This window comes from Rhodococcus sp. NPDC059968, from assembly GCF_042738615.1.
Lineage (GTDB): Bacteria > Actinomycetota > Actinomycetes > Mycobacteriales > Mycobacteriaceae > Rhodococcus_F.
On the sequence record NZ_JBHWUE010000019.1, the window covers coordinates 1 to 21547 of the forward strand.

21 protein-coding genes are annotated in these 21547 nt (G+C 65.3%); 18 read left to right on the forward strand and 3 right to left on the reverse strand.

Annotation, left to right across the window (positions count from 1 at the left end):
* On the reverse strand, positions 1–224 hold a 224-nt coding region (locus tag ACFWAY_RS17555; RefSeq protein WP_378511419.1), incomplete at its 3' end, for a TetR family transcriptional regulator.
* A gap of 247 nt (positions 225–471) precedes the next feature.
* Between ACFWAY_RS17555 and ACFWAY_RS17560 the strand changes: the two genes are divergently transcribed.
* Positions 472–1296, forward strand: a complete 825-nt coding sequence (locus ACFWAY_RS17560; protein ID WP_378511420.1) for an MBL fold metallo-hydrolase — start codon at positions 472–474, stop codon at positions 1294–1296.
* Positions 1297–1371: 75 nt separating this feature from the next.
* Positions 1372–2469 (forward strand): GAF domain-containing protein, encoded by a 1098-nt coding sequence (locus ACFWAY_RS17565; RefSeq protein ID WP_378511421.1) that lies wholly within the window; start codon positions 1372–1374, stop codon positions 2467–2469.
* Positions 2470–2643: 174 nt separating this feature from the next.
* Here the strand turns inward: ACFWAY_RS17565 and ACFWAY_RS17570 are convergent, their stop codons facing one another.
* Both ACFWAY_RS17570 and ACFWAY_RS17575 read right to left on the reverse strand, forming a co-directional pair.
* Positions 2644–3048, reverse strand: a complete 405-nt coding sequence (locus ACFWAY_RS17570; protein ID WP_378511422.1) for a hypothetical protein — start codon at positions 3046–3048, stop codon at positions 2644–2646.
* Between the two features lie 2045 nt (positions 3049–5093).
* Positions 5094–5546 carry a helix-turn-helix domain-containing protein gene (locus ACFWAY_RS17575; RefSeq protein ID WP_378511423.1) on the reverse strand — a complete coding sequence of 151 codons (453 nt, stop codon included), beginning with the start codon at positions 5544–5546 and terminating at the stop codon, positions 5094–5096.
* 1167 nt (positions 5547–6713) lie between these two features.
* Between ACFWAY_RS17575 and ACFWAY_RS17580 the strand changes: the two genes are divergently transcribed.
* From ACFWAY_RS17580 to ACFWAY_RS17655, 16 genes are read left to right on the forward strand one after another with little or no spacing between them, the layout of a single operon-like run.
* On the forward strand, positions 6714–8378 hold the full coding sequence (locus tag ACFWAY_RS17580; RefSeq protein WP_378511424.1) for a cutinase family protein: 1665 nt from the start codon (positions 6714–6716) through the stop codon (positions 8376–8378).
* Complete coding sequence (locus ACFWAY_RS17585; RefSeq protein WP_378511425.1) at positions 8371–9564, forward strand: insoluble domain protein; 1194 nt, start codon at positions 8371–8373, stop codon at positions 9562–9564. Before ACFWAY_RS17580 ends, ACFWAY_RS17585 begins: the two co-directional genes overlap by 8 nt.
* Before the next feature lie 55 nt (positions 9565–9619).
* The gene (locus tag ACFWAY_RS17590; protein WP_378511426.1) at positions 9620–10732 is read left to right on the forward strand and encodes a hypothetical protein; all 1113 of its coding nucleotides are present in this window, start codon (positions 9620–9622) and stop codon (positions 10730–10732) included.
* Positions 10729–11508 carry a hypothetical protein gene (locus ACFWAY_RS17595; protein ID WP_378511427.1) on the forward strand — a complete coding sequence of 260 codons (780 nt, stop codon included), beginning with the start codon at positions 10729–10731 and terminating at the stop codon, positions 11506–11508. The genes ACFWAY_RS17590 and ACFWAY_RS17595 overlap by 4 nt, the downstream gene beginning before the upstream one ends.
* Positions 11505–12056 (forward strand): hypothetical protein, encoded by a 552-nt coding sequence (locus ACFWAY_RS17600; RefSeq protein ID WP_378511428.1) that lies wholly within the window; start codon positions 11505–11507, stop codon positions 12054–12056. Before ACFWAY_RS17595 ends, ACFWAY_RS17600 begins: the two co-directional genes overlap by 4 nt.
* A gap of 23 nt (positions 12057–12079) precedes the next feature.
* Complete coding sequence (locus ACFWAY_RS17605) at positions 12080–12364, forward strand: hypothetical protein (RefSeq protein ID WP_016885090.1); 285 nt, start codon at positions 12080–12082, stop codon at positions 12362–12364.
* 8 nt (positions 12365–12372) lie between these two features.
* On the forward strand, positions 12373–12642 hold the full coding sequence (locus ACFWAY_RS17610; protein WP_378511429.1) for a hypothetical protein: 270 nt from the start codon (positions 12373–12375) through the stop codon (positions 12640–12642).
* 14 nt (positions 12643–12656) lie between these two features.
* A complete protein-coding gene (locus ACFWAY_RS17615; RefSeq protein ID WP_378511430.1) occupies positions 12657–12800 on the forward strand; it encodes a hypothetical protein in 144 nt (47 codons plus the stop codon).
* An 8-nt stretch (positions 12801–12808) separates the two neighbouring features.
* A complete protein-coding gene (locus tag ACFWAY_RS17620; protein WP_378511520.1) occupies positions 12809–13180 on the forward strand; it encodes a hypothetical protein in 372 nt (123 codons plus the stop codon).
* Positions 13180–13797: a hypothetical protein gene (locus ACFWAY_RS17625; protein ID WP_378511431.1), complete on the forward strand. Its 618-nt coding sequence runs from the start codon at positions 13180–13182 to the stop codon at positions 13795–13797. The genes ACFWAY_RS17620 and ACFWAY_RS17625 overlap by 1 nt, the downstream gene beginning before the upstream one ends.
* Entirely contained in the window at positions 13794–14675 is an 882-nt protein-coding gene (locus tag ACFWAY_RS17630) for a hypothetical protein (protein ID WP_378511432.1), read from the forward strand. The genes ACFWAY_RS17625 and ACFWAY_RS17630 overlap by 4 nt, the downstream gene beginning before the upstream one ends.
* Positions 14676–14716: 41 nt before the next feature.
* On the forward strand, positions 14717–16165 hold the full coding sequence (locus ACFWAY_RS17635; RefSeq protein ID WP_378511521.1) for a hypothetical protein: 1449 nt from the start codon (positions 14717–14719) through the stop codon (positions 16163–16165).
* Positions 16162–17658: an SCO6880 family protein gene (locus ACFWAY_RS17640; RefSeq protein ID WP_378511433.1), complete on the forward strand. Its 1497-nt coding sequence runs from the start codon at positions 16162–16164 to the stop codon at positions 17656–17658. Before ACFWAY_RS17635 ends, ACFWAY_RS17640 begins: the two co-directional genes overlap by 4 nt.
* 10 nt (positions 17659–17668) lie before the next feature.
* Positions 17669–19528, forward strand: a complete 1860-nt coding sequence (locus tag ACFWAY_RS17645; protein ID WP_378511434.1) for an ATP-binding protein — start codon at positions 17669–17671, stop codon at positions 19526–19528.
* Positions 19525–19830, forward strand: a complete 306-nt coding sequence (locus tag ACFWAY_RS17650) for a hypothetical protein (RefSeq protein WP_072951463.1) — start codon at positions 19525–19527, stop codon at positions 19828–19830. The genes ACFWAY_RS17645 and ACFWAY_RS17650 overlap by 4 nt, the downstream gene beginning before the upstream one ends.
* Positions 19830–21482 carry a peptidoglycan DD-metalloendopeptidase family protein gene (locus tag ACFWAY_RS17655; RefSeq protein ID WP_378511435.1) on the forward strand — a complete coding sequence of 551 codons (1653 nt, stop codon included), beginning with the start codon at positions 19830–19832 and terminating at the stop codon, positions 21480–21482. Before ACFWAY_RS17650 ends, ACFWAY_RS17655 begins: the two co-directional genes overlap by 1 nt.
* The last annotated feature ends 65 nt before the right edge of the window (positions 21483–21547 follow it).

Sequence of the window (21547 nt, forward strand, 5' to 3'; positions counted from 1 at the left end):
GCCTCGACCGCAGCTATGGAGATCGCGTGTTGCTCGGCGATGATGGCCCGCGCAAGCTCTTCCTTGGAGCCGAAGTGAAAGTACAACGCACCCTTCGAAAGCCCAATGCTCTCGACGATCGCCTCCAAGCTGGTCCCGACGTAGCCGTTCTGCTCGAATGCCTCGGCCGCGCCCGAGATGATCTGAGCTTTGGTGGCTAAGCCCCTAGCCTGCTGCCGACTCACTAGCACCTCCGCCCACCCAGCGACAAAAACCAACCCGCGGAACGGTACCAGCGCGGTTTGCTAGAACAAGTTCCGGATTCAAACCCCAACGGCCGCCCGCTATCTATGCACCCATGGTCCCATGTACTATGGCTCCGCTTCCCTCGAATGGGGGACTCTTCCCGGGACCCACAACTCTTGTTCCGGTCGTAGCAGCTGCAGGGTGCGATCTCTGCGGTCACTCCTACTTCCGGGGCGGTGTCGAGCTTTGTCCATTAGCAGAGTCCATCATCTGAATTGCGGAACGTTCCTCACGCCATTTGTCGGCCCCCTGGTCTCACATGTTCTGCTCTGCGAGACATCCGACGGCCTGGTCCTCGTCGACAGCGGCCTCGGCCTTCGTGACATCGAGTCACCACGGCGACGGCTCGGCGCGCCCGCGATGATGTTGGGACCCGCGCTGCGCGCAGAGGAAACCGCCGTCAATCAAGTTGAGGGATTGGGATATAGCAGATCCGACGTCCGGCATATCGTCGTGACCCACCTGGACTACGACCATATCGGCGGCGCAACGGACTTCCCCGACGCCGTCGTGCATACCACGTGCACAGAACTACAAACGGCACGTGCTCAGCGCACGTTGTCCGAGCGATTCAGGTACCGGCAACCGCATCTCACGGCCCTCGCGAATGTGCAGACGTACGACGAGATGACTGAGCAACTGCTGGGTTTCGAGCTTGCCTATCCGATCGATGGTGTCGAGAACATGTGGCTGGTGCCTCTACCTGGTCATTCGGAAGGGCATTCCGGTGTTGCCTTGCAGGTCGACGGGCGTGGATGGTTGTTCCATGCCGGGGATGCGTTCTTTCATCACACCACCATTCACCAGTCGGCGCCCTGGAGCTTGCGACGCGGGGCCGTGCGAGTAGTGGAAACGATCCTTGCGGACGACGTCGCCGCGGTACGCGAAAATCATTCGCGCTTAAGGGAACTGGCACACGAAACCGACTTCATGTCGGTTTTCTGTTCGCATGATGCCGCGATGTTCGAGGAGATGAGGTCTGCCGCAGAGTCAATGCGCCGACGTTGCTAGGGTTCTAGCCCATGCAAGGGGGTAGAGCATTTGACTGACACGGTGGAACCGCGTGTAGCACAGCGGCCGGCGAGCATGAAGAGCGCCAAGCTGGCGAATTGGCTGATTGTCGAGACGCTCGGGCGTTGGTCCGATGAGGAGCCGACGCTGGTCGCGGAGGATGGAGCACCGAAGGAGTTCACCAGTCTCCGCAATCGAAAGTGGAGCATCGCCAGGAGCCCCGGCGAGGGCGCACAGATCAGCAAGTTGGCGAAACTGCTCGTCGAGGCGGTGGCGGTCACCGGCGAAGAGCAGATGGAGCTGATCACTATCGCCAGCAAAGCGCAGGGCGACATTCGGGCTCGGATGGCCGGCCATCCGATCTTGTCCGCGCGCGGCGAGGTCTTCGGTGTGGAGCTGTGGGTCGGCGACGCACGCCAACCTGTACCTACTCGACGCTCTGTGGGGGCGTTCGAATGGGATTACCGGACCCAGGTCACCGAACATGGTCCAGGTGCCGAAGAGAGCATCCTCGGTGCCGACGCGGCCGCCGTCGAGCGCGGTGTGCAGGATGTATGGAAGTTCTTTGGTGGTTTCGAGCGGCTGAACGAATACGAAGACTACGTAAAGGATTTCGCGATCGGAGCGAAGCCAGCTGGTGCGCCCTTTGCATCGAAGGTGACGGTCCGGGGGTCGCAGCCGCGTTTGACCTATATGACAACACGCACGCGGGAATCTGCGGAGGGGAAGAAGATCAGCGGGGTCGTTCACGACATCACCTCGGCCGAGAATCGCCCGCAGCAGGATTTCAGCCTTGACGCGTTGCGGACTGCTGCGCGACTGATTGCGGAATCCTCACCTGATCCTGTCGGTGTCTGCCAGCTCACCCTGGCGACGGGGATCTTCCTGGAGTGGTATCACAATCCGCCCGGATCGCTGTCCAGGTGGGCGACTGAGGTTCCAGAGATCCACGAGAAGAGCATCCCGGAACTTGAGCAGGCTCGAAACGACCTGCGCAAGGGAGAGGTCACCCGCGTCGACCTGGCGCTTTTTCTCCGGTTTGCCGGCGACGAGGGGTGGACTCCTGCCGACCTGACCATCATCGCTGCGGAAGAAGCAGATCCGGCCAGGGGAGTGGAGGCCCGTCAGGGCATCGTTCAGGCACGACCGGGTACGGGTCCTCTCTGCTGGTAGGGCTTGCCGCCTGACATCCGGCACCCGGTATGGGGTGCGAACCGATGGCGCGTCGTACTACGTGCACTGCACGTTCAACGCGACGGCTGGCAGGTTCGCACCCCACTATGGTTCTTCAGCAACTGCCATCGGCGACAGCCTGACGAACCTGGAGGAGAACGGATGAGTACGAGTTCAACTGAGAGCGAAGCACTTCGCGAGGGCCCGGACCGGGTAATGAGTGTCGGCCCCGGCACCGTCCAGATACCAGTACTGGCGCTTACCGAACTGCTCGAGGCCACCACCGAGTTGAACGATGCTGCTGGTCCACGACCTAGCGACGCGCTCGAGGCCGCGTTGCTGCGGGTGGGTGCAGCTACCTCCAGTGTCGTCTTGCCACACATAATCGACACTGTCGAACGCAATGCCGGCCCGGGCCGCGAGCTTCCGAAGTTCCTCGAGTACATGCTGGCGGAGCACCTGGACCAGCCTGCGGACCGACCGGGCGCGCATCCCCGGGATCTTGACGACCGGCTCTACCTTCGGTGGCTTGCGCATCGACCGATCGATGTCGACGCCGCCACCCTTGAGAAGTTCCACCGTCGATGGGCTGCGCGGGACAACGGCCGCCCCTAACCTCGCCCAGTCCTGATCGCCCGGTCATCCCCTCCGATCCTTCCGGCGTCGAGCGACCAGCTCGGCTCGGGCGACCCAGTCTTGCTGAGCTTCACTTCGGCGCCGATCCTTCCGACGCTGGTCGATGATGGCGGTGTGTTCGGCGATCACAGCGCGAGCAGCACAACGTCCGGGGGAGTCGGGGCCAGCGGCATCCGCGTAACGAGCGCGCTCGGCAGCAAACTCGACCGCCTGCCGTTCTCGTTCGGCTTTCTCCTGGTCGAACGCGATTTCTGCGAGGATGTGCGGGGGGAAGGCAAGATCTTGTTCCCGCAGGAGCCAGCGGACGAATGCAATCGGGGAATTCGGGGTCGGGGTCACTCGATGGGCCGCCGCCCAGGAATCGATCGTGTCGTTGAGGTCGTCCGCTGTCCAACCATGAGCGGCTGATTCGGCCAGAGCCGGTCCCCACCCGCGTGAGGTATGTCCACGCGCCCATGCCGCCGTTCGTGGACTGCTGAGCCACCTGGCGGCCAGCAACACGCCCTTCCGGTTGGCGGCCGCCTTCTCGAGTTGACCCCTCGTCTCAGGGCGCCGCGGAGCGGCTCGTTTTTGCACAGATTGGTTTGTATTAGAAACCTCTCTACGAGAGGAAAGATCTAAAGAGTGACCCCTACGGGGGTGGGGTGCCATTTGTAGGGATCCGCCCATTGAGATGCGCGTTCTATCCACAGGCCTGCGCGGATGCAGCGCCCACACAGACGCCCAGCCGCGCGACTTGTCTCCGACTCGATACGACCCCATCCGTTCGGAACCTCTGCCGTCGCCACGGTCCCGCCATCGGCGGAGTCGGCCGCGAAGGACTTCGGTGGCCACGCCGAGCATCTTGAGGGCGAGCTTCGCGCGCTGCACGGTGCTCTTGCAGTACCCGGTCCGTTCCATCAGGGTGTCGTTTTTGAGCCGGGAGTTCTGGCCGGTGTCGTGGTCTGCGGCCGCGGCCATCTCGGCGGCCACCTTGATCAGCGTTTTGAGAGAGACCCCGCCTCCGCCTCGAACCCGGCAGAGGGCTGGGCGAATGATGAGGTAGAGGTGCTTGTAGGCCTCACGAACCGAGATTTCAACCCAGTGTTGGGCGCCGATCCAGTGAGCGATGCCGCCGTACGCGCCGTCGCCGAGGTCGAGCGTCACCCTGCAGAATCGCCGGCACGCCTCTTCGCGGCCGCCGATCGCGTTGACGAACGCTGGGGTCAACGATTGGCACTGATGTCCGCAGATATGCCCCGGGATGGCGCGCGGTGTCCGGGCTGTGCCGTATCGCGGGCGGGCAGGACTGCTGCCGCGGTATCGGGTGGTCGCGTACTCGTGAGTCGAGACACGCGCATGGATTGTTGAACCGGCATCAGGGTACGCAGTGCTACCCTGGGCTCTGTCACGCAAGACAGTCCCTTCGGGGAATAGCAGTACCGCTGAGAGGGAGTTGCTAGCTCACTCTCGCCAACCTCGAGGACCCCTGTTCCGCGCCCACGGAGCGGGGGTTTTTCGTATCTCGGGTCTGGCTGCGTAACTGCTAAACGAATATGGCGGCAATCAGTAGGAGTCGCCCAACCCCAAACCGTTGCTTATTTTGTCGTTCAGGCCGTCAACGGCAGCACCTCCTGGCCAAGTTCGCGAACGAGATCGGGCCGGCCAACGTAGAGACTGAGAACATCAGCTATGAGCTGACTCTCCGTGAGACCGAGTTCCGCCCTCTTCTGATCGAGGAGATGCTTCACCGCTACAGGCACTCGCCCGGAGACCCCAATACGAGGGCCTTTGTACGGCTGAGCCATTTGATGCGCCCCTCTCTCTTCGACCGGCTCTCGTTGCCGGTTGACCATCGCGGGTGATTCTGCCGCAGATTCAGGCCCCCGGACCGCCGACACGCCGAAGCTGCGGCAGTTTGGGAGTCAGGCACCAACGCTGGGGGTACTCCAATGCCCAACAACCGCGACGTCGCGGTCAACAAACGCGAACATCAATTGCGGACAAGTCTACAGATTGTCCACGCGTGTCGTGCGGTCCGCGATAGTGCGCTCCCAAGCGGCGGCGACATCCTCCAGCTTGACCGCGTAGAGCTCCGCAAAGGCGGTTGCCAGTACCGGATCGTAAGGTTTGCGCCCGCGCTCGATCTCGGACAGAGACGTCGGCGAGATCGAGAGTTCCTTCGCTGCGGCACGGCCGTTGAACCCGGCATGGAACCGCAGGTCGGCCAGCCGGAGTTTGCCGGACGGTATCGGAGTGAGGTCGGCTGGAGAGATACCGAGGGCTTCCGCCATCTTCTTGAGCGCGGCCGGAGTCGGTGCAGCTTTCCCACGCCGCCAAGTGGATACGGCCTGGTGGCTCATCCCGATCTTGTCTGCGAGGTCTTCGGCGGTGATCTTCTTACGTGCGAGCGCACGGTCGAGCGCGGCACCACTGAAGCCGCGTACGCCGATGCGCGGCATCGAGTCTCCCTGCTGCAGATCTGGACTTTGCTCACTCATTGTTGCGCCCTCCTGGTCAATCGTCGAACAAGACTCCGCACATCAATTGCGTACATTAATGGCGTCGACTAGTATTGACAGTAGTAGAAATCGAATGGGCAGCTTCGGGGAGGAGGTGGCCGGCATGACACTCCCGCATCCGTTGCGCAAACAATGTGCGCGCACCTATACTTTCCCGGCCACCCCTTATGGGGTCTTCCTTGAGCCCGGCTCCGGCCACTTAGGTTCGAGACGTAGCGCGGTGTTGTGCGTTCACGCACGCACCGTTTCCCAGTCATATCCAAGATGGGTTGAATCGTTGCGCTCGACGTGGTCTGCGGTATCTGTCACGGGGTCATCCCGTGACTTCCGCATGCGCTCAGCATGTTTCGGCATCATCGAGAACGCGAACCTCGGGCTGCGTTTCGCCTCGCCCATTACGGCGACTCGCGCAGCCGTCGGATTCGTCCCCGGTCAACGCCCATACGACCGGAACTCTGACCATGTGCGCCATCGAGCGCCCCGGCTTCCGGAATCGCGTGCCGGCCCCGTAGACGAGAAAGCCCCAGGTGCGGAGATGATTGGCGTCCTCGCCCGCACCTGGGGTTCTACTCCCCACAGCGTTTCAGCACGTAAACGTCCGCGCCGCAGGATCTCGGATCCTCGCGGGCCATTTCTGTACCCAGTTGGAGGCTCCGATGTCTATGGGTGCCCAGATCCACCCGCGTACTAATCCTACTTCCGCCCTGTTTGCGTTACAGGCGAGTTCCAGCGAGTCCGTTCCTCACGTTCTGATCTCGATGAACGAGGGTGGACGACCGCTCTGCGTCGTCGCGCATTGCGCTGGCCGGGCCCCTGGTTACACCTGCTACAGCATCGACCTTCCTGGGTTTTCGACCTGCCCTGCGGGCCACTCGCTGGTGCCGTACTCGTCGCCCTGGGTCGGCATTCAGCCAGTCGTCTAAATTCCCGGACGCATCCCAGTTTGATTCTCACGTAAGGGTTTTCGGCATGTTCCTCGTTCTTCTCATCACATTGCTTGCCGCTCTCGGTGGGGGCTTCCTTGGCTGGCCTGCCTGACCGTTCGTCCCGGCCGATGGAGGGGCCACCAGCCCCGTCCCGGCTCCCAACGAGATTGAAGGGTTCCGAATGGAGATGGTTCAGAGTTCAGGACTAGCGGGTGCGCGCCGCAGGCTCGTCGCCTCGGCGGTCGTCGGTGTTGTCGCGGTAGCGGTGAGCGTCGGTGCGAATACGGTTCCCGCACACGCATCAACGAACTGGGTCGATCAGTTGGTGCAGGACTGCCCCGCGTTGTTCGTGCTCGGAGGGCAGGGCACAGGCGAGTCTTCACCGGATGCGCCGGTGAAGGCCGACACGGGCATGCTCTCGAACATCATGTCGCCGCTGCTCGACCACGCGCGACAGCTCGGTGTGGACGTCGACCGCGCTTACGTGCCGTATCCCGCGGCGTTCGGTGGTGCGGTTCCCGGCGGTAAGGAGTCCTACGCCGTGTCGGTCACCGCGGCAAAGGATAATCTCCAGACCGCCGCGGAGAAGGTCCTGGATTCGTGCCCGTCGACGAAGCTCGCGATTGCGGCGTACAGCCAGTTCGCCCACGCTGCCTCGGAGTGGCTCACTGAGGTGGGTGCCGGCAAGGTCAGCGGCGTTCCGGCATCGTCCATCGCATCGGCCGCGCTGTTCGGGTCCCCGACCCGCGCGGAGGGCGCCGGCATCTTCCCCGGCACCTCCCAGACCACACCGTCCCCTGCCCCCGGGACCTCGGGTTCTGCGGTGAAGGCCCTTCCCGCCGTGACGGTCACGACGGGGACCGGGGCGGGGATCGGTCCGGTTGCCGACACCGCCACCAGCTTCGGCTCACTGACCGGTCGGGTGTCGATGTGGTGCCAGACCGGTGACCTGGCCTGCGATGCTCCGCCGAAGGCTCCGATTGCACGGGCTGTGGCGAACGTTGCTGGTCAGGCTGAGGTCGGCGGCGACCCGTTCGTCGCGGTGCAGACGATCGGACTTGCTCTCGCGTCGACGGCGTTCAACGTCGGGGTCGACGTGATCAACGAAGACATTCAGGTCCCGAAGAACTCACTCGAGAACCTCTCGATCACGCCGAAGAAGACCTTGTCGCAGCGTTTGGCTGAGGGTTCGGATCCTCGGGCGACCCCGCCGACCGGCCAAGAGGCGCTGTCAGCGCTGATGAAGGTGGGCCTCGTGGCGGTGAACTCGGTCGTCACGGTCGCGAAGAAGGTGATCACGCCGGAGACGATCGCCGCTGTCGCGGCTGTGGGTCTGGCCAATCCCGTTGCCGCTTTCGGCATCATCGCCGCGAAGACGGTCAACGCGGTGATCAATCTGGTTCCGCCGGCAACAACGCAGCGTTTGGTCAAGCAGACGTTCGACCTGGTCAAGGGCGAGGTCAAGGCGAACAAGGACCTCTTCGACCTGGCGGCGCTGACGAAGTACTCGAACATTCAGGCAGCCCACGGCTCGTACGGCTCGTCGGCGGCGACTGCCACCGGGCTGGCCCCGACCGCGTACGTGGCGAAGATGTTCGCCGCGGTGGCCTCCGACCTCTCGACCAGCAACAAAACGTCCTCGTCGTCAAGCTCTTCCACGAGCACGACCCGGCCGAGTGCCACGTCGTTGGCGCCCGCAACGTCTCGGCCCGCCAGCTCCTCGTCTGCGACTTCGCCGGCTACGCCGACGTCCTCTACTTCCGTCGCCACGTCGGCGGATTCGACGTTCTCACAGAACGGCCTGACCACTGATTCATCCATCGAAGGGAACAGCACATATGGGTAAGCACCGTAAGCAGGCCAGGATTGTGAGGGCTGCTGGCACAACGGCAGTCACGGCCGCGGTCATTGTCACTGTGTGCGGCGGTATCGCGCACGCGGAACCGTCGCAGGGCGGCGTGACGACGGCGCCGTCGACGCAGTCCGGCGTCACCACGCCCGCTCCGTCCACACAGGGCGGGGTCACCACCGCTCCCGCCCCCGAACCCGAGCCGGTGCAGACCTGGGTTCCGGTGCCGGTCGAGTACCAGCAGCCCGCAAAGCCCTTGGACAACTGGGACTACGACTCGAACGAGTACATCGCACCCACCTACGACCAGGGCAACTACGTGGCGCCGATCGACTACTCGCAGCTGCACTTGCCCACGCAGCTCGAAGAGTTCACCGCGCCGATCCAGGCACCGGAGGACAAGGTTCGTTGGGGTCGTTACCTCGGGGATCGCCCGAACTGGATGAGCAAGGACACCGCTGACCGCACAAATGGTCAGACGTCCGTCATTGAAGCCCAGGTCACCGACTTCTGGCGCTCCACCGGCCTCAAGACCGAGGAGGCCGAGCGCCTGGCGGCCGCGCAGGTCGCGGGCGGTGCAGCTGGAGCAGTGGGCGGTGCCCTCGCCGCCGGAGTGCCTGTCGCAGCCGTCGGCGCCGTGACCGGCGGACTTGTCGGCGGCACAATCGGCGGCACCAGCGCGGTCGTCCTGGCCGCCCCGGTTCTGACGCCGCTCGGTGTCATCCCCGCCGGTGTCGTCGGGACGGCGGCCGGTGCCGGTATCGGCGCAGGCGTCGGCGCACTCGCCGGAGTTCCCGCAGCTGCGGTCGGTGCGGCAATCGGCGGCGCAGCAGGCGTGGCGGCGGCTACGGCCTACGGCGCCGGTGAGGTCGGTGCGCCGACCGAGGTCGAGATTCCCGATATCGACCAGGCGGCGATCACGGCGCAGACCGAGACCACCCTCGATCAGTGGGAAGCCAACGCTCCGGTCGGCTCCGCGGCCGCCGACGCTGTCCGCGACGTGGTTGAGGCTGCCCCGATCGTCGACCAGCAGGCCCGCGACGCGGTGTCGTCGCTTCCCGGTGGCGAGCAGGCTGTCGCCGCGTTCGACCAGGCAGTGACCGATTTCCAGGCGAACACCGCAGTCCCCGGATTGCCGATGGGAATGATCACCGACGCGATCGGCGCGGGCATCCCGGCGTGAGCCCCTGGCGAGGGCAGGAAAGCATCCTGTCCTCGCCGATCAACTTGGAGGAAAAATGGCGACGGACAATCGCACGGATCAGCTGTTCCCGGACGTCCCAGAGCATTACGGGGACGCCATCATCGACTTGAGCGGTGACGTGGACTTCCCTGTGCCGCAGGAAAACTACGACACCGGCTATCCCGCCGCCGACGAGGCTCCATACGAGGACGTCGTGCTTCCGGTGGTGCAGATGGAACCGGAGATCCCGGACGCGCCTTCGTCCGTCGCCGAACACGACGACGATCCGACCACGGTCCTGCCTGTCTACGGCTGGAGCGAGGCCGACGAACACGACACGGCAGTCGAGAACCCGCAGACAGACGCCGCCGACCCGGGCGGCGAGCCTGCAATCGAGTTCCCCGAGGTGGACGCCGATCCGTATGCGGACGCACCGGATTGGGTCCGTGCTCATATCCCGCGCGGTCCACTCGTCGCCCAGGAGCAGGCACGGCGTGGATTGTCCGTCCGCCTCCCTCGTCGCCCCGCCCGAGCTTCCGTCGTGCCCGACGACGTGCCCGACGACGTGGTGGCGCCCGCACCGAAAGAGCCGAAGAAATCGAAGGTCAAGCCTGCCCGCGAGTCCGCCGCCGGCGGCAAGAAGAACCCTTGGGTCATCGTCGGCGCAGGTGCGGCGGCACTGGCGGTAGTCGCCGGCACCGTCGTGGTGCTCGGTTCCTCCGACAACAGCACGGACGTCGCGGTGCCCCCGCTGCCGTCTTCGGTCCAGGCCGCCGGCCCTTCCGTGGCGGCAGACGAGCCTGCCTGGTGCGAGAGCTCGACTGGGGGAGGGAAGATCGTCGGCCGCGGCCCTGGTGACCGCACCAACGGTCCCGGTCTGATCCAGGAATTCGACTACGCGTACTACGTCGAGCGCGACGGCGCGAAGGTCGCCTCGATGATGCTCACTCCGAACCCGGTCGGCACCATCCAGGCCTCGATCGATGCGGCCGCCGCTACCGGTGCCGCGCACTGCCTGACCATCGCGGCCACCCCCAACCCGAACGCCTTCGACGTCCAGTTGCTCCTGCGTACCGACTCCGGTTCCGAGAGCACCATCCCGCAGCGCATCACAGTCGCCGATTCCGGTGCAGGTCTGAAAATCGCCACCCTCGAGGAGATCCGATGAGCAACGTCGTCCCCATCCGCCGAACCCCGAAGGTCGCCGAACCGGAGAAGGTGTCCGCCATGGTCGTCGCCGGTTCCGGCGGGGCCTCCACCACCACCACGACCTTCGGCCTGGCCACGGCACTGCGGCTCGGTACCGGCAAGGACATCACCGCGATCGACTCGACCAGCGACGGAGGCAACCTGCTCTCCCGCACCCGGTTCCGTGCCGTCGATCCCGCCCGGTCCATCGACAGTCTCAGCGCCCGGATGGCAGAGACCACCTCGGGGACGGTCGTCGTCGGCAGCTCCCACCACGGCCACAGCGCCGATCCGATGATGGTCGATCTGCTGCTCAAGGGCCGGGCGAGTGCCCGCGTCCACGACGTCGGCACCGCCCTTCGATCGCCCCGCCTGGCCCCGCTGATCCAGTCCGGGGCCGCCCTGGTCGTCGTGGCCCCCGCGCGGTCCGAGCCGCTGAGCCGGATGCGAGAGGCAATGGTCTGGCTCAAGTCGACATTCGGCCCGGACACCCTGGGTGAGACGATCGTGGTGGTCTCCCATCAGATGCCCACCTCCCCGGTCGAACTGGCCCCGATCCGGGCGGCACTCGCACCGCAGATCGCCGGTTTCGTCGAGGTCCCGTTCGATCCCGTCTTGGCCCGCCCGGGAGTCATCGACCACCGCCGGTTGTCCACCGCCACGATCGACGCCTGGACCGACGCCCTCGATGTCCTCGGCACTCTCTCGGCCCAATCCGATACCCGCCGCGACGGCAAGACCGGGGAACTGGCATGACCACAGCAATCCACTCCGCACCGATTCCAGCGGACCGTCCGGGACCTGCTGTGTGGCTGTTGGGCGCTCACGGCGGCGCAGGGGTCTCCACCCTGGCGCACTACCTCAGTTTCACCGGGGACTGCGACGGGCAATGGCCGTGCGGCAATGACGTCGAGACCGAGTCCCCGTACGTGGTGATGGTCGCCCGCGAAACCGATTACGGGTTGAAGAGGGCGCACGCGCGGCTCATCCAGCACCGCGAGGAGAACCTCGCTTGTGAGCTTCTCGGGCTGATCACCGTCGCGAACTCGCCGACCCTCGACAAGAGCGTGCGCCAGTACCGCGACGTCGTGAAGACGGCAACGGCCGCACATTGGCGGATCGACTGGCACAGATTCCTCCCCGCAGCGTCCCTGCCAGCGCTTCCCCGGTGGCATCCGCTCGACGGTGTGCCCGAACAGACCAAGGGAGTCCGTGCAGCGGTTCCCAAGGACGTGATCGATGCCGGCGTCGGCATCGTCACAGCAATCCAGCGTTCACTGCCGCATCTGCGCTCCGGGCACTGAACTCACTCACCGAAAGGACAGCCATGATTCACACCATCCACGACACCGCGATCCTCGCGATCGACTTCAACGTCACACCCGAGTTGCCGCCGGGAGCCAATGGCCTTCTGCGTCTCGTGAACTGGCTCCTGTGGGGCATCCTCCTCGCCTGCGTCGCCGCTCTCGTCTTCTCGGGTGGCAAGTTCGCGTGGGAGAAGTGGAGCCAGGGCCAGACCGGCGGTGTGACGATGCTCGTCGGTTCACTCGTAGGCGCGATCGTCGCCGGTTCTGCGAACACGATCCTCAACGCAGTCACCGCCGGCGCCTGATGTTCGCCATGATTCCCACCGATGGCGGCACTCTCCCTGCGTCCGGCCCGATGCCATTGGAGCTGCAGATCTGGATGCTCTGGTTTGTCGCTGGCGCGTGCGCAGTAGCGATGGTCTATTCCGTGACCGTTCTGGCGGTGATACGGGTGCGAAACATCCTGGCAAAACAGGCCGTAGCGCTAGCAAGCGGCCCGGTCACACTCGCGATCGGAAGCACGACCGGGGTGGTGATCGCGACTAGCGCCGCCCTGATCCTGACGAACCTGGCCGGGCAATGAGAGGGGTACGCGCGATGACGAAGATCGACAAGCAGCACGTTGCTCGAATCGGTAGCGGCACCACCAGGTTCTTGTCCTATTCCGCAGCAGGAGGGCCGCTGGTCGCAACCTCGGGGGCGTTGTTCGTGCACGCGGTCGCCATCGGCTCGATCCTGTGAGTACAGCCGTGACGGGCACCGATCGCGGCATGTTGCTCGCGGCGGTGGAGTTGCCCGACTACATCACCCAAGACATCAATACCGCGCTGAGCTGGATCGCCGGCATCGCTGCGGTGGTGTGCATCGCGAAGATCATCTTCGTCGGCGGCCGGATGGCGTGGGACCACAAGCACACACCGGGCTTGGAATCACCCACCGCCGCAGAGTTCCTCGCGGCGGTGTTCGGTTGGATCCTCGCGAGCGGTGCGGCCGTCACGATGGCCGTCATTCTCATCGAGGCCGGCCGGATTCCCGAGAACTCTGCTCCGGCGCCGGACAAGCCGCCGAGCCTCGTCACCGACATCCAACAGAAGTTTCCCCCGCTCGAAGAGGAGAAGTAATGCGTGTACTTGCTTGTGCGACAGTCGCGGTCGCAGCGCTGGCGCTAGCGGGGTGCGGTGGCTCGTCCGAGGACAGCAGCGAGAGCCCCACGGTGTCGCTCACTGACGCCCCCGCCATCGCGAGCTGGTCGAGTATGAACGGCGTGATGGTGCCGCTCGGGAAGACCGACGGCCCCAAAAGCGCGGTCTGGGAGCCGCTGACCGGGTTCTCGCACACCCCACAGGGCGCAGCGCTCGCCGCGATCGGTCAATCCGTCCAGCTCTCCACAGCAGCAGATCAGTCCTGGTCGAAGGTGCTGTCCGTTGTCGCGGCGAGCGGAGAGGGACGGGATGCCTTCGCCGTCAACCGTTCCCTGATTTCCTCGACCGGCACGGTCGACCCCGCGGTCGTCCCGTCCATCGTCGGCTACGTGTTCGCGGACTACACCGACACCGCCGCCTCCGTCGACATCGTTCAACGCTTCCCGGACGAGTCCCTGGCCTCGACACGCACCGACGTGATCTGGGCGGACGCCGACTGGAAGCTCAACCTCTCCACCCCGGAAAACGCTGTGGCGGCGACCGCACTGACGGAACTTCCGCAGAACATGGTCGACCTGGAAGGAACGCGCAAGTGAGCGAGCAACCTACCGATACCCAGACCCAGACCCAGACCCCGACACCGGCCCCGCGCCCGGAACAGCCCGAATCGGGATCCGGACGCGACAACGCCACCCGCCTGCTGATGGGTGGATCGATCTTCGGTGTCATCGTCGTGGCCGCGATCATCACCAGCATCGTCATCTTCGTACGCGGCGGGGACGAGCCGCTGGTTCCCGCCGGTGACCAGGGATCAGGTGCGACCGCGGCGGCCCAGCCCGACCAATTCGAACCCGACCCGTTCTTCGACGAGCAGGGCCGCGTCGTCTACACCCCACTCAACGACAACGGAGTCCTGCTGGCGCAGTCCTCGCCGGCCACCGGGCGTTCCGCGACGACCGCGCCGTCCGGGATCATGCTCCAACGCGTCCACGGAAACATGTACCTGCCGTTCTCCACCTCTGACGGACCGACGGCGGTCAGTGACACCGGGGTCGCAACCGGCTTCGCCCGCACTGCCCAAGGTGCGGGCCTGGCGGCAGTCCACTACCTGAACTACCTCGCCACCGGCAACAACCGAATCCAGATGCTCCAGGATGCGGGCCTGGTCGCCGATTCGCAGGACCAGCTCGCCGAGCAGAAGGCCTTCAACGCCTCGAATCAGCCGGGAGCCGCTCCGGACAACTTCCCCGGTCGCGTCATGCAGATGATCAAGGTGAACTTCACCGAAGATCTGGCGCGAGTCCATATCGGCGCGACGACAAATCTCAAGGACGGCCGCACCCAGAACGCCGACATTTCGCTGGACCTGGTCTGGCGTGAGGGAACCGGTTGGGTCGTGCAGGTCCAAGGCGCCAACCCGTTCGGCGCGCGAGCGGTTGCCGACTTCTCCGACGGCTGGACGTCGTGGTGGTGACGGCGCAGACCGCGTGGAAGCGGTTCCTCCTGGTCTGCCTCATGGCATGCGCCGCACTGGTCGGCACCGCCTCGCCGTCACTCGCACAAGAAGATCCCGGGCCGTCCGCCGCCGACACTGCCGGGGACCTGGCGATGTGCGCCGCAGTTCCGCTCGGTGGCGGCGGCTTACAGATGGCGACCGACCTGCTCGGAGCCGTGACCGGCGTCGAAATGCCCAGCTGCGCCGATGGTGCGCAAACCGTCGCCGAAGCTCCCCAGACCTACGTCAAGAAGGTTGCGACCGGCGCGTTCGAGACGATGGGGCTGAGTTTCGGTGACGCAGGCGCCGCCGTATTGAAGTTTGCGCTCGGCTGGTGGATCACCATTCCCGGCCAGGACGAGAACTCCTTCATGGCCACGCTCGGCCAGGTCACCCAGTACACGTACTGGATTCAGGTCGCATTCCTGGTGGTCTCACTGATGTTCCTCGGAATCCGGCTGATGATGGCCCGATCCGGTGCCATCCGTGATGTCTCCACCGAAGGCGTTCAGCAACTCGCTCGGGCGACGGTGCTCGCGGGCTCGCTCGGGTTCATCGTCGTACTGGGCACCCGGCTCTCGGACAACATCTCCCGCTGGTTCATCGACGGCACTGTCGGCTCGGATCCGGACGCACTCGTGGACGCGATGATTCAGATCGGAATCTACGCCTCACCTGGTGGAACGTCCTTGCTGTATGTCATCGGGATCATCGGCATTCTCGGCGGCCTGGTGATGGCGTTCCTGCTGCTGATGAGGATGGGACTGCTCGTCGTCATCACCGCAGCGCTTCCGATTGCCGGCGCGGCCGGCGGCACGAAGATCGGCTCACAGGCCTACGAGAAGATGATCGCCTGGACACTCGCGTTCTTGCTGTTCAAGCCGGTCGGATCGTTCGTGATCGGCGTAGCGGCAATGCTTTTCATGCAGTCTGCGCCCTCCCGCGATGAGAACGGCGGCGCGATGACGGCATTGATCGGCGCACTCCTGTTGTGCTCGGCCGCCCTGGTCCTTCCGTCCCTGATGCGGTTGATCGTCCCGGCAGTCGGATCCCTCGGCGGCGGCGGCAGCGGTCTTGCCGCAGCCGCGGGCCTGGCCGCCGTCGGCGCCAAGGTCGGCGGCGCGATCGCGACCGGAGGCGCGTCGGCTGGAGCGTCCGGCGGGGCAGCCGCGGGAGGTATGACCTCGGCGAGTTCGACCATGACCAGCCCTTCCGGACCTTCCGGTGCGCCCCCCAGCTTCGGCACTTCCGGAATCGACGGCGGCACACCGGGCGGAAACGCCACGGGTGGCGTGGACGGCACACCGTCCAACCAGTCAGCGCCGTCCGGCGGGAACGCCGAAGGCGGGGTGGACGGCACACCCACCAACCACAACGGCGCACCGGGCGCGCCCGATGGTCCAGGCACATCCGGAGACGGCCCGACCGGAGCAATGCCACCCAGTCGCAACGGAGGTTTCGAGGGATGACGAGGACCGAGACGACGACCGAGTACCGGATGTACGGCAACTGGCGAAAGCCCAGGTCGACCGGCATGGCAGGGGCAACGTTCGGGACCACGATGCTCGGCATCGGCGCGGTCATCGCCCTGGTGTTTCTGAGCCTGGCGATCGGCTTCGTGCCCGCACTGGTTCTGGGGCTGTTCACGGCGCTTGCATTCGTGCCGTTGGTGATCGAGAAGGACGGACGTAGCGGATATGAGAGGGCACTTTTGATGATGCAGTGGCGGCGGGCGTTCAAGCGCGGAGAACACATCTACAGCTCGGGCACCTTCTCCCGCATCCCCGGCGGCCGGTACCGGCCCCCGGGTGTGCTGGCGGACACCGAGATCTACGAAGGCATTGACGGAAACAACCGGCCCTTCGGGATGATCCACATGCCGCAGGTGAACAACTACACGATCGTTCTCGACGCATACCCGCAGGGCAGTGAGAACTTCGACCAATCCGTACTCGATGCGGCGGTGGGCAATTGGTCGCAGATGTTGACCGCGATGGGCGAGACCTCGGACATTGTCGCCCTGGTCGCGGTGATCGAGTCATTGCCCAACACCGGGATCGAGCTGTACGAGACCGTGTCCCAGCGGGTGCGTCATGACGCACCGAAGTTGGCCCGCGACTCGATGTACCAGTTGGCGACCGGCCTGGTCACCGGCGGCGTCCGCTTGGGCGCCCGGATTTCGATCACGTTCCAGGCTCAGACCGCGGACCGCAAGAAGGACCCCTCGGAGCAGGCGGTGGAAATCGCCCGCCGGCTGCCGGGGATCACCGAAGCCGCGGCCCGCGCCGGGGTACCTGCCACCCCGATGAGCGCCGACGAAATCATGGGAACCGTACGCCGATCCGTCGACCCGGCGTCCCTGAGCAACATCGAACGGGCGCTGTTCTCCGGTGAAGGCACCGGCCTGGAGTGGGCAGACTGTGGCCCACGCACCCAGATCGAGGAGAAGGACCGCCTGATCCACGACGGAGCGATCTCGGTGACGTGGGAGATGCGAGAAGCTCCGAAGAGCGCGGTCCACGAGACCGTCCTCAAACGACTGCTCGACCCGAACCCGGCATTGCCGATCAAGCGCGTTGCGATCATCTACCGGCCGCACTCGGCCGCGGACGCAACGGACATCGTCAACCGTGACCACCGCGACGCGATGGCTGCGGTGACATCGGGGCGAGGGATCGCGTCGGCGAAGGCGAAGCTCGAAGTGGCGGCGACGGAACAGAGCCGCATGGAGGTCGCGCGCGGCCACGGCCTGACCCGTTTCGGGATCCTCATCACCGTCACCCAGCCGGTCGGCAGCGCAGACGTTCCCCGAGTGGACGCACTGGTGCGCGATTTGTCCATCCAGAGTCAGCTGCAGGTACGCCGGTCATTTTGCTGGCAGTCGGCTGCGTTCTGGTCATCGCTCGGCGTCGGCGTGATTCCACCCGAGCACACGACCATTCCCTCGTTCCTGAGCAACTAAGGCGGACACAGTGGCCAAGACCAAGACCCCCAAAGCGGTGAACATCAAGGTTCTCTCCGACGAGGACCTCGCACGCCTGGAAGCCCGTGAAGCAGCGGCGACCAGCCTCTTCCGCAAGAAGGTGCTGGCCAGACTGGTCAAACGTCAGTACGACCGGCGGGCGAACATCGCGGCGAACGAGCGGGCCCGCTCCGACTCGTCCGACCGTGACGTTCATGCCCTGGACGAGCGCGGCTTCTCCGGTGCCGGCGGTGGCCGGATGGGCGCGATCCTGCCCCCAGTCGAGTTTCGTGGCACCAATATTCAGGTGGCGGGAATCAACCCCTGGGTCGTGGGAGCGAATGCCCCTCTGCTGGGAACCCCGCTGGGCCACCACCTGGCACCGCCGCATGCACCGGTGTGCTTCGACCCGCTGTCGGCGAAGGAAGCGAAGGCGATCACCGCTCCTGCCTGCATGATCATCGCTCTCAACGGCTTCGGTAAGTCGACGTTGCTGCGCCGGATCGCTCTGGGCGACATCGCCGCTGGTGTGCGCGTGGTGTGGCCGGGCGACGTCAAGCCGGACGGGCGGAAACTGACCGAGGCCGTGGGTGGTCAGTGCACCGAGGTCGGGTACGGCGGGATCGGCCGGATCAACCCGCTCGATCCCGGTCTGATCGGGGTGGCGATCACCCTGCTCTCCGGTCGGATCGCCGAACTCGCCCACCGCATCGAATTCGAGAACGACCCGGCATTGCGGGACGAGCTGACGTTCGAGCGCCAGAAGTTGGAACTGCAACGTCAGCAGACTCAATACGCACTGCATGCGCGCCAGGAGAACATCACCGCCGCGCTGTGTGAGATCGTGCGCGGAAAGCGGCTCGAGGACTTCGAGCAGACGCTGCTCGCGTCGGCAATTCGCCTGCTCTACACCCCGGTAGCGCAGGGAGGTGCGGGGTTCACCTCCGAGAACCCCGCAATCCTCGACGATTTGATCGCACTGCTGACGTCGAACAGTCAGGAACTCAAGGACGACGCGGTAGCCGAGACCGACGAGGAGTATCGGGCCGCGATCCAGGGGTTGCGTCGAACGCTGCGTTCGATGGTGAAGGGCCGCTTCGGGGAGGTCTTCAACGGGCAGTCGACCGTCCGCCTCGATGTCGAGGCACCCTCGATGTGCCTGGACATGTCCAGCGTCCCGCAGGACGACAAGATGATGCGTGCCGCTGTCCTGATCGCAGGGTGGAACGAGGCGTTCGCGACGATCGAAGCCGCTCACGTACGAGCAGATGCCGGCTTGGGACCGAACCTCGCATTCAACGTGCTCATGGACGAGCTTTGGCAGGTCCTCGCGTTGCCGATGATGGCCGAGCGCATCGATGCACTGCTGCGTCTGCAGCGCGTTGTCGGTGTGGGGATCACGTTCGTGACCCACTCGATCGAGGAGCTGGAGAAGGCCGGCGCTCTGGGCCTGATCGAACGGTGCCGCGCCCGCATAATCGGCCCGGTTCCGTCGGCGGAGATCGAGCGCCTCGAGAAGGTCATCCACTTCTCGCAGATCGAGAAGCGCATGCTCACGAACTGGTCGGATGCCGCAGATCTGAATTCCCCGATCGACCAGAAGACGGCGCGGCGGCGCCAGGCGGCGGAGAAGGTCCGTCTCGCGGCCGAGAAGGCCGGAATCGTGGCGGTGGCGAAACAGGCTCCGGTCCCGAATCCTGTTGCCGCCGGTACGGGGCAGTTCCTGCTCAAGCTCGGTGAGGGGGATCGTCCCGGTGTGCCGTTCAAGGTGTGGGTGACCCCGGCCGAACGCGCGTCGGGTATCCACAACACCGACGAGCGTTTGAATGCTGCGGTCAAGGACCGGGAGCATACGGGGTTCGCCGCATGACGCCCGCGCGCCGCCGCTACCGCGTGGTCGATGACCAGACGAAGGCCGATGCGGTGGCCACCGCCATCAAGTGCATCGAGGCCGGCGACTCGTTCACCGCCTCCTGCGCCGCGGTGGCGGCGCAGCTCGACGTGTCCGAGACCGCGGTGCGCAGCTGGGTCAACGCCTCCGGTCAGCGTCCGCAGCCGTCGTGGACCGTGGTGAGTCGGCTGCGCGCCGATCTCGCGGCTGCCACGGAACTCAATCGCCGCCTGGTGAATCGGTACGCCCCAGCCGACTGCGGGATGGGCGCGGCCCAGTAATGGAATCGAAGAACAACTCACTGCTGATCGTGGTGCTGGCCGTGGTGCTCGGCATCCCGATGTCACTGATCGTTCTGCTGGCCATCCTGTTCCAGGACGAGGAAGAGCAGGCCTCGACGGACTGCCTCGGCGGTAGCGGCACATCCGTGATCGGTGGCGACATGATCGCCCCCGCCGGATCGTTCATCAAGCCGGTCGACCCGGCTCTGGTGACGTTCACCTCCGGATTCGGTGAACGCGATGGTGCCCAGCACAAGGGCATCGACCTGGCCGGCCCGATCGGGACCCCGATCTACGCGGCTGCCGACGGCACCGTCGCCGACGCAGGCGAAGCGAGCGGCTTCGGGCAGTGGGTTGTTCTCGACCACGTGATCAACGGGCAGCTGTTCTCCACCGTCTACGGGCACGTCGACACCTACCTCGTCGAAGCTGGCCAGCAGGTTCGCGCGGGCCAGCAGATCGCCACCATCGGCAACCGGGGTGAATCGACTGGCCCGCACCTGCATTTCGAGACGTGGCCGGGTGGCCGTACCGGTGGCGCGGCCGTTGATCCGAAGCCGCAGTATGACGCCGCACCGGCACCGGGCGAAAAGTCCGATGCACCAACACCGAGCCCCTCCGGACCGCCCATACCGGCCCCCTCGGCGCCCGGTGGCGCCGACCTGGCGCAGGCACTGCCGGCCTCGGCCGGGTCCGAACAGAACATGCAGGTCAACACCAAACGCCTGATCCGGGCCCTGCACCTGAGATTCGGGGACCGCCTCGACACCCTCGGTGGATGGCGCGCCGATGGCGGCGGCTTCAACGACCACCCGAGCGGTCAGGCCGTCGACGCGATGATCCCGGACTACAACTCCGGGACCGGTGTCGCGACCGGCGACGCGGTTTTGGACTACGTGATGGCGAACGCCGATTTCTTCCACGTCGATTACGCGATCTGGCGGCAGACGTACTACCCGGCCGGTGGCACGCCGAACAAGATGGAGGACCGGGGCAGCGACAACGAGAACCACTTCAACCACGTTCACATCACCGTCAAGGGCGGCGGATTCGACGAAGCCACCGTGCAGTGGGGCTCTCTGCCCGGCGGGAGCGGTCAGGCCACCAAGTCGGCCACCGACTGCACCATCTCCGGTGACGGCCTGGGCGATACCCTCGCCGCCGGTTCGGTGCCCACCGAGTTCGCACCGTGGATCGAACGAGCCGGGGCGCTGTGCCCACAGATCAAACCTTCCCTGCTGGCGGCACAGCTCGCTGCGGAGAACGGCTTCCAGTACGGAGCCAATGCACCGATCTCGAACACTGGTGCCGGTGGTCCCGCACAGTTCATGCCGGGGACGTGGGCGACCTACGGCAAGGACTACGACGGTGACGGCCGCGTCGACATCAACAGCATCGGTGACGCGGTCATGGCGCAGGGCACCTACATGTGCACCATCGCGAAGACGATCGACGGCTGGATCGCCGACGGATCGGTCAAGGCAACCAACGGCCGAACCGAGCTGTACCTCACCGGCTACAACGCCGGTGAAGGCGCAGTACAGAGCTCCGGCGGCTTCCCGACCGGGTCCACCGACTACATCGTCCAGACCCGCCCGTACGCCGACAAGATCATCGCCAACGAAGCGCAGTACCGCGCCATCAACAAATAGCCGACAGCCGAAACTCTACTTAGAGACCTCTTAATGTAGAATCGATGTGATGCAGGATGCACGCC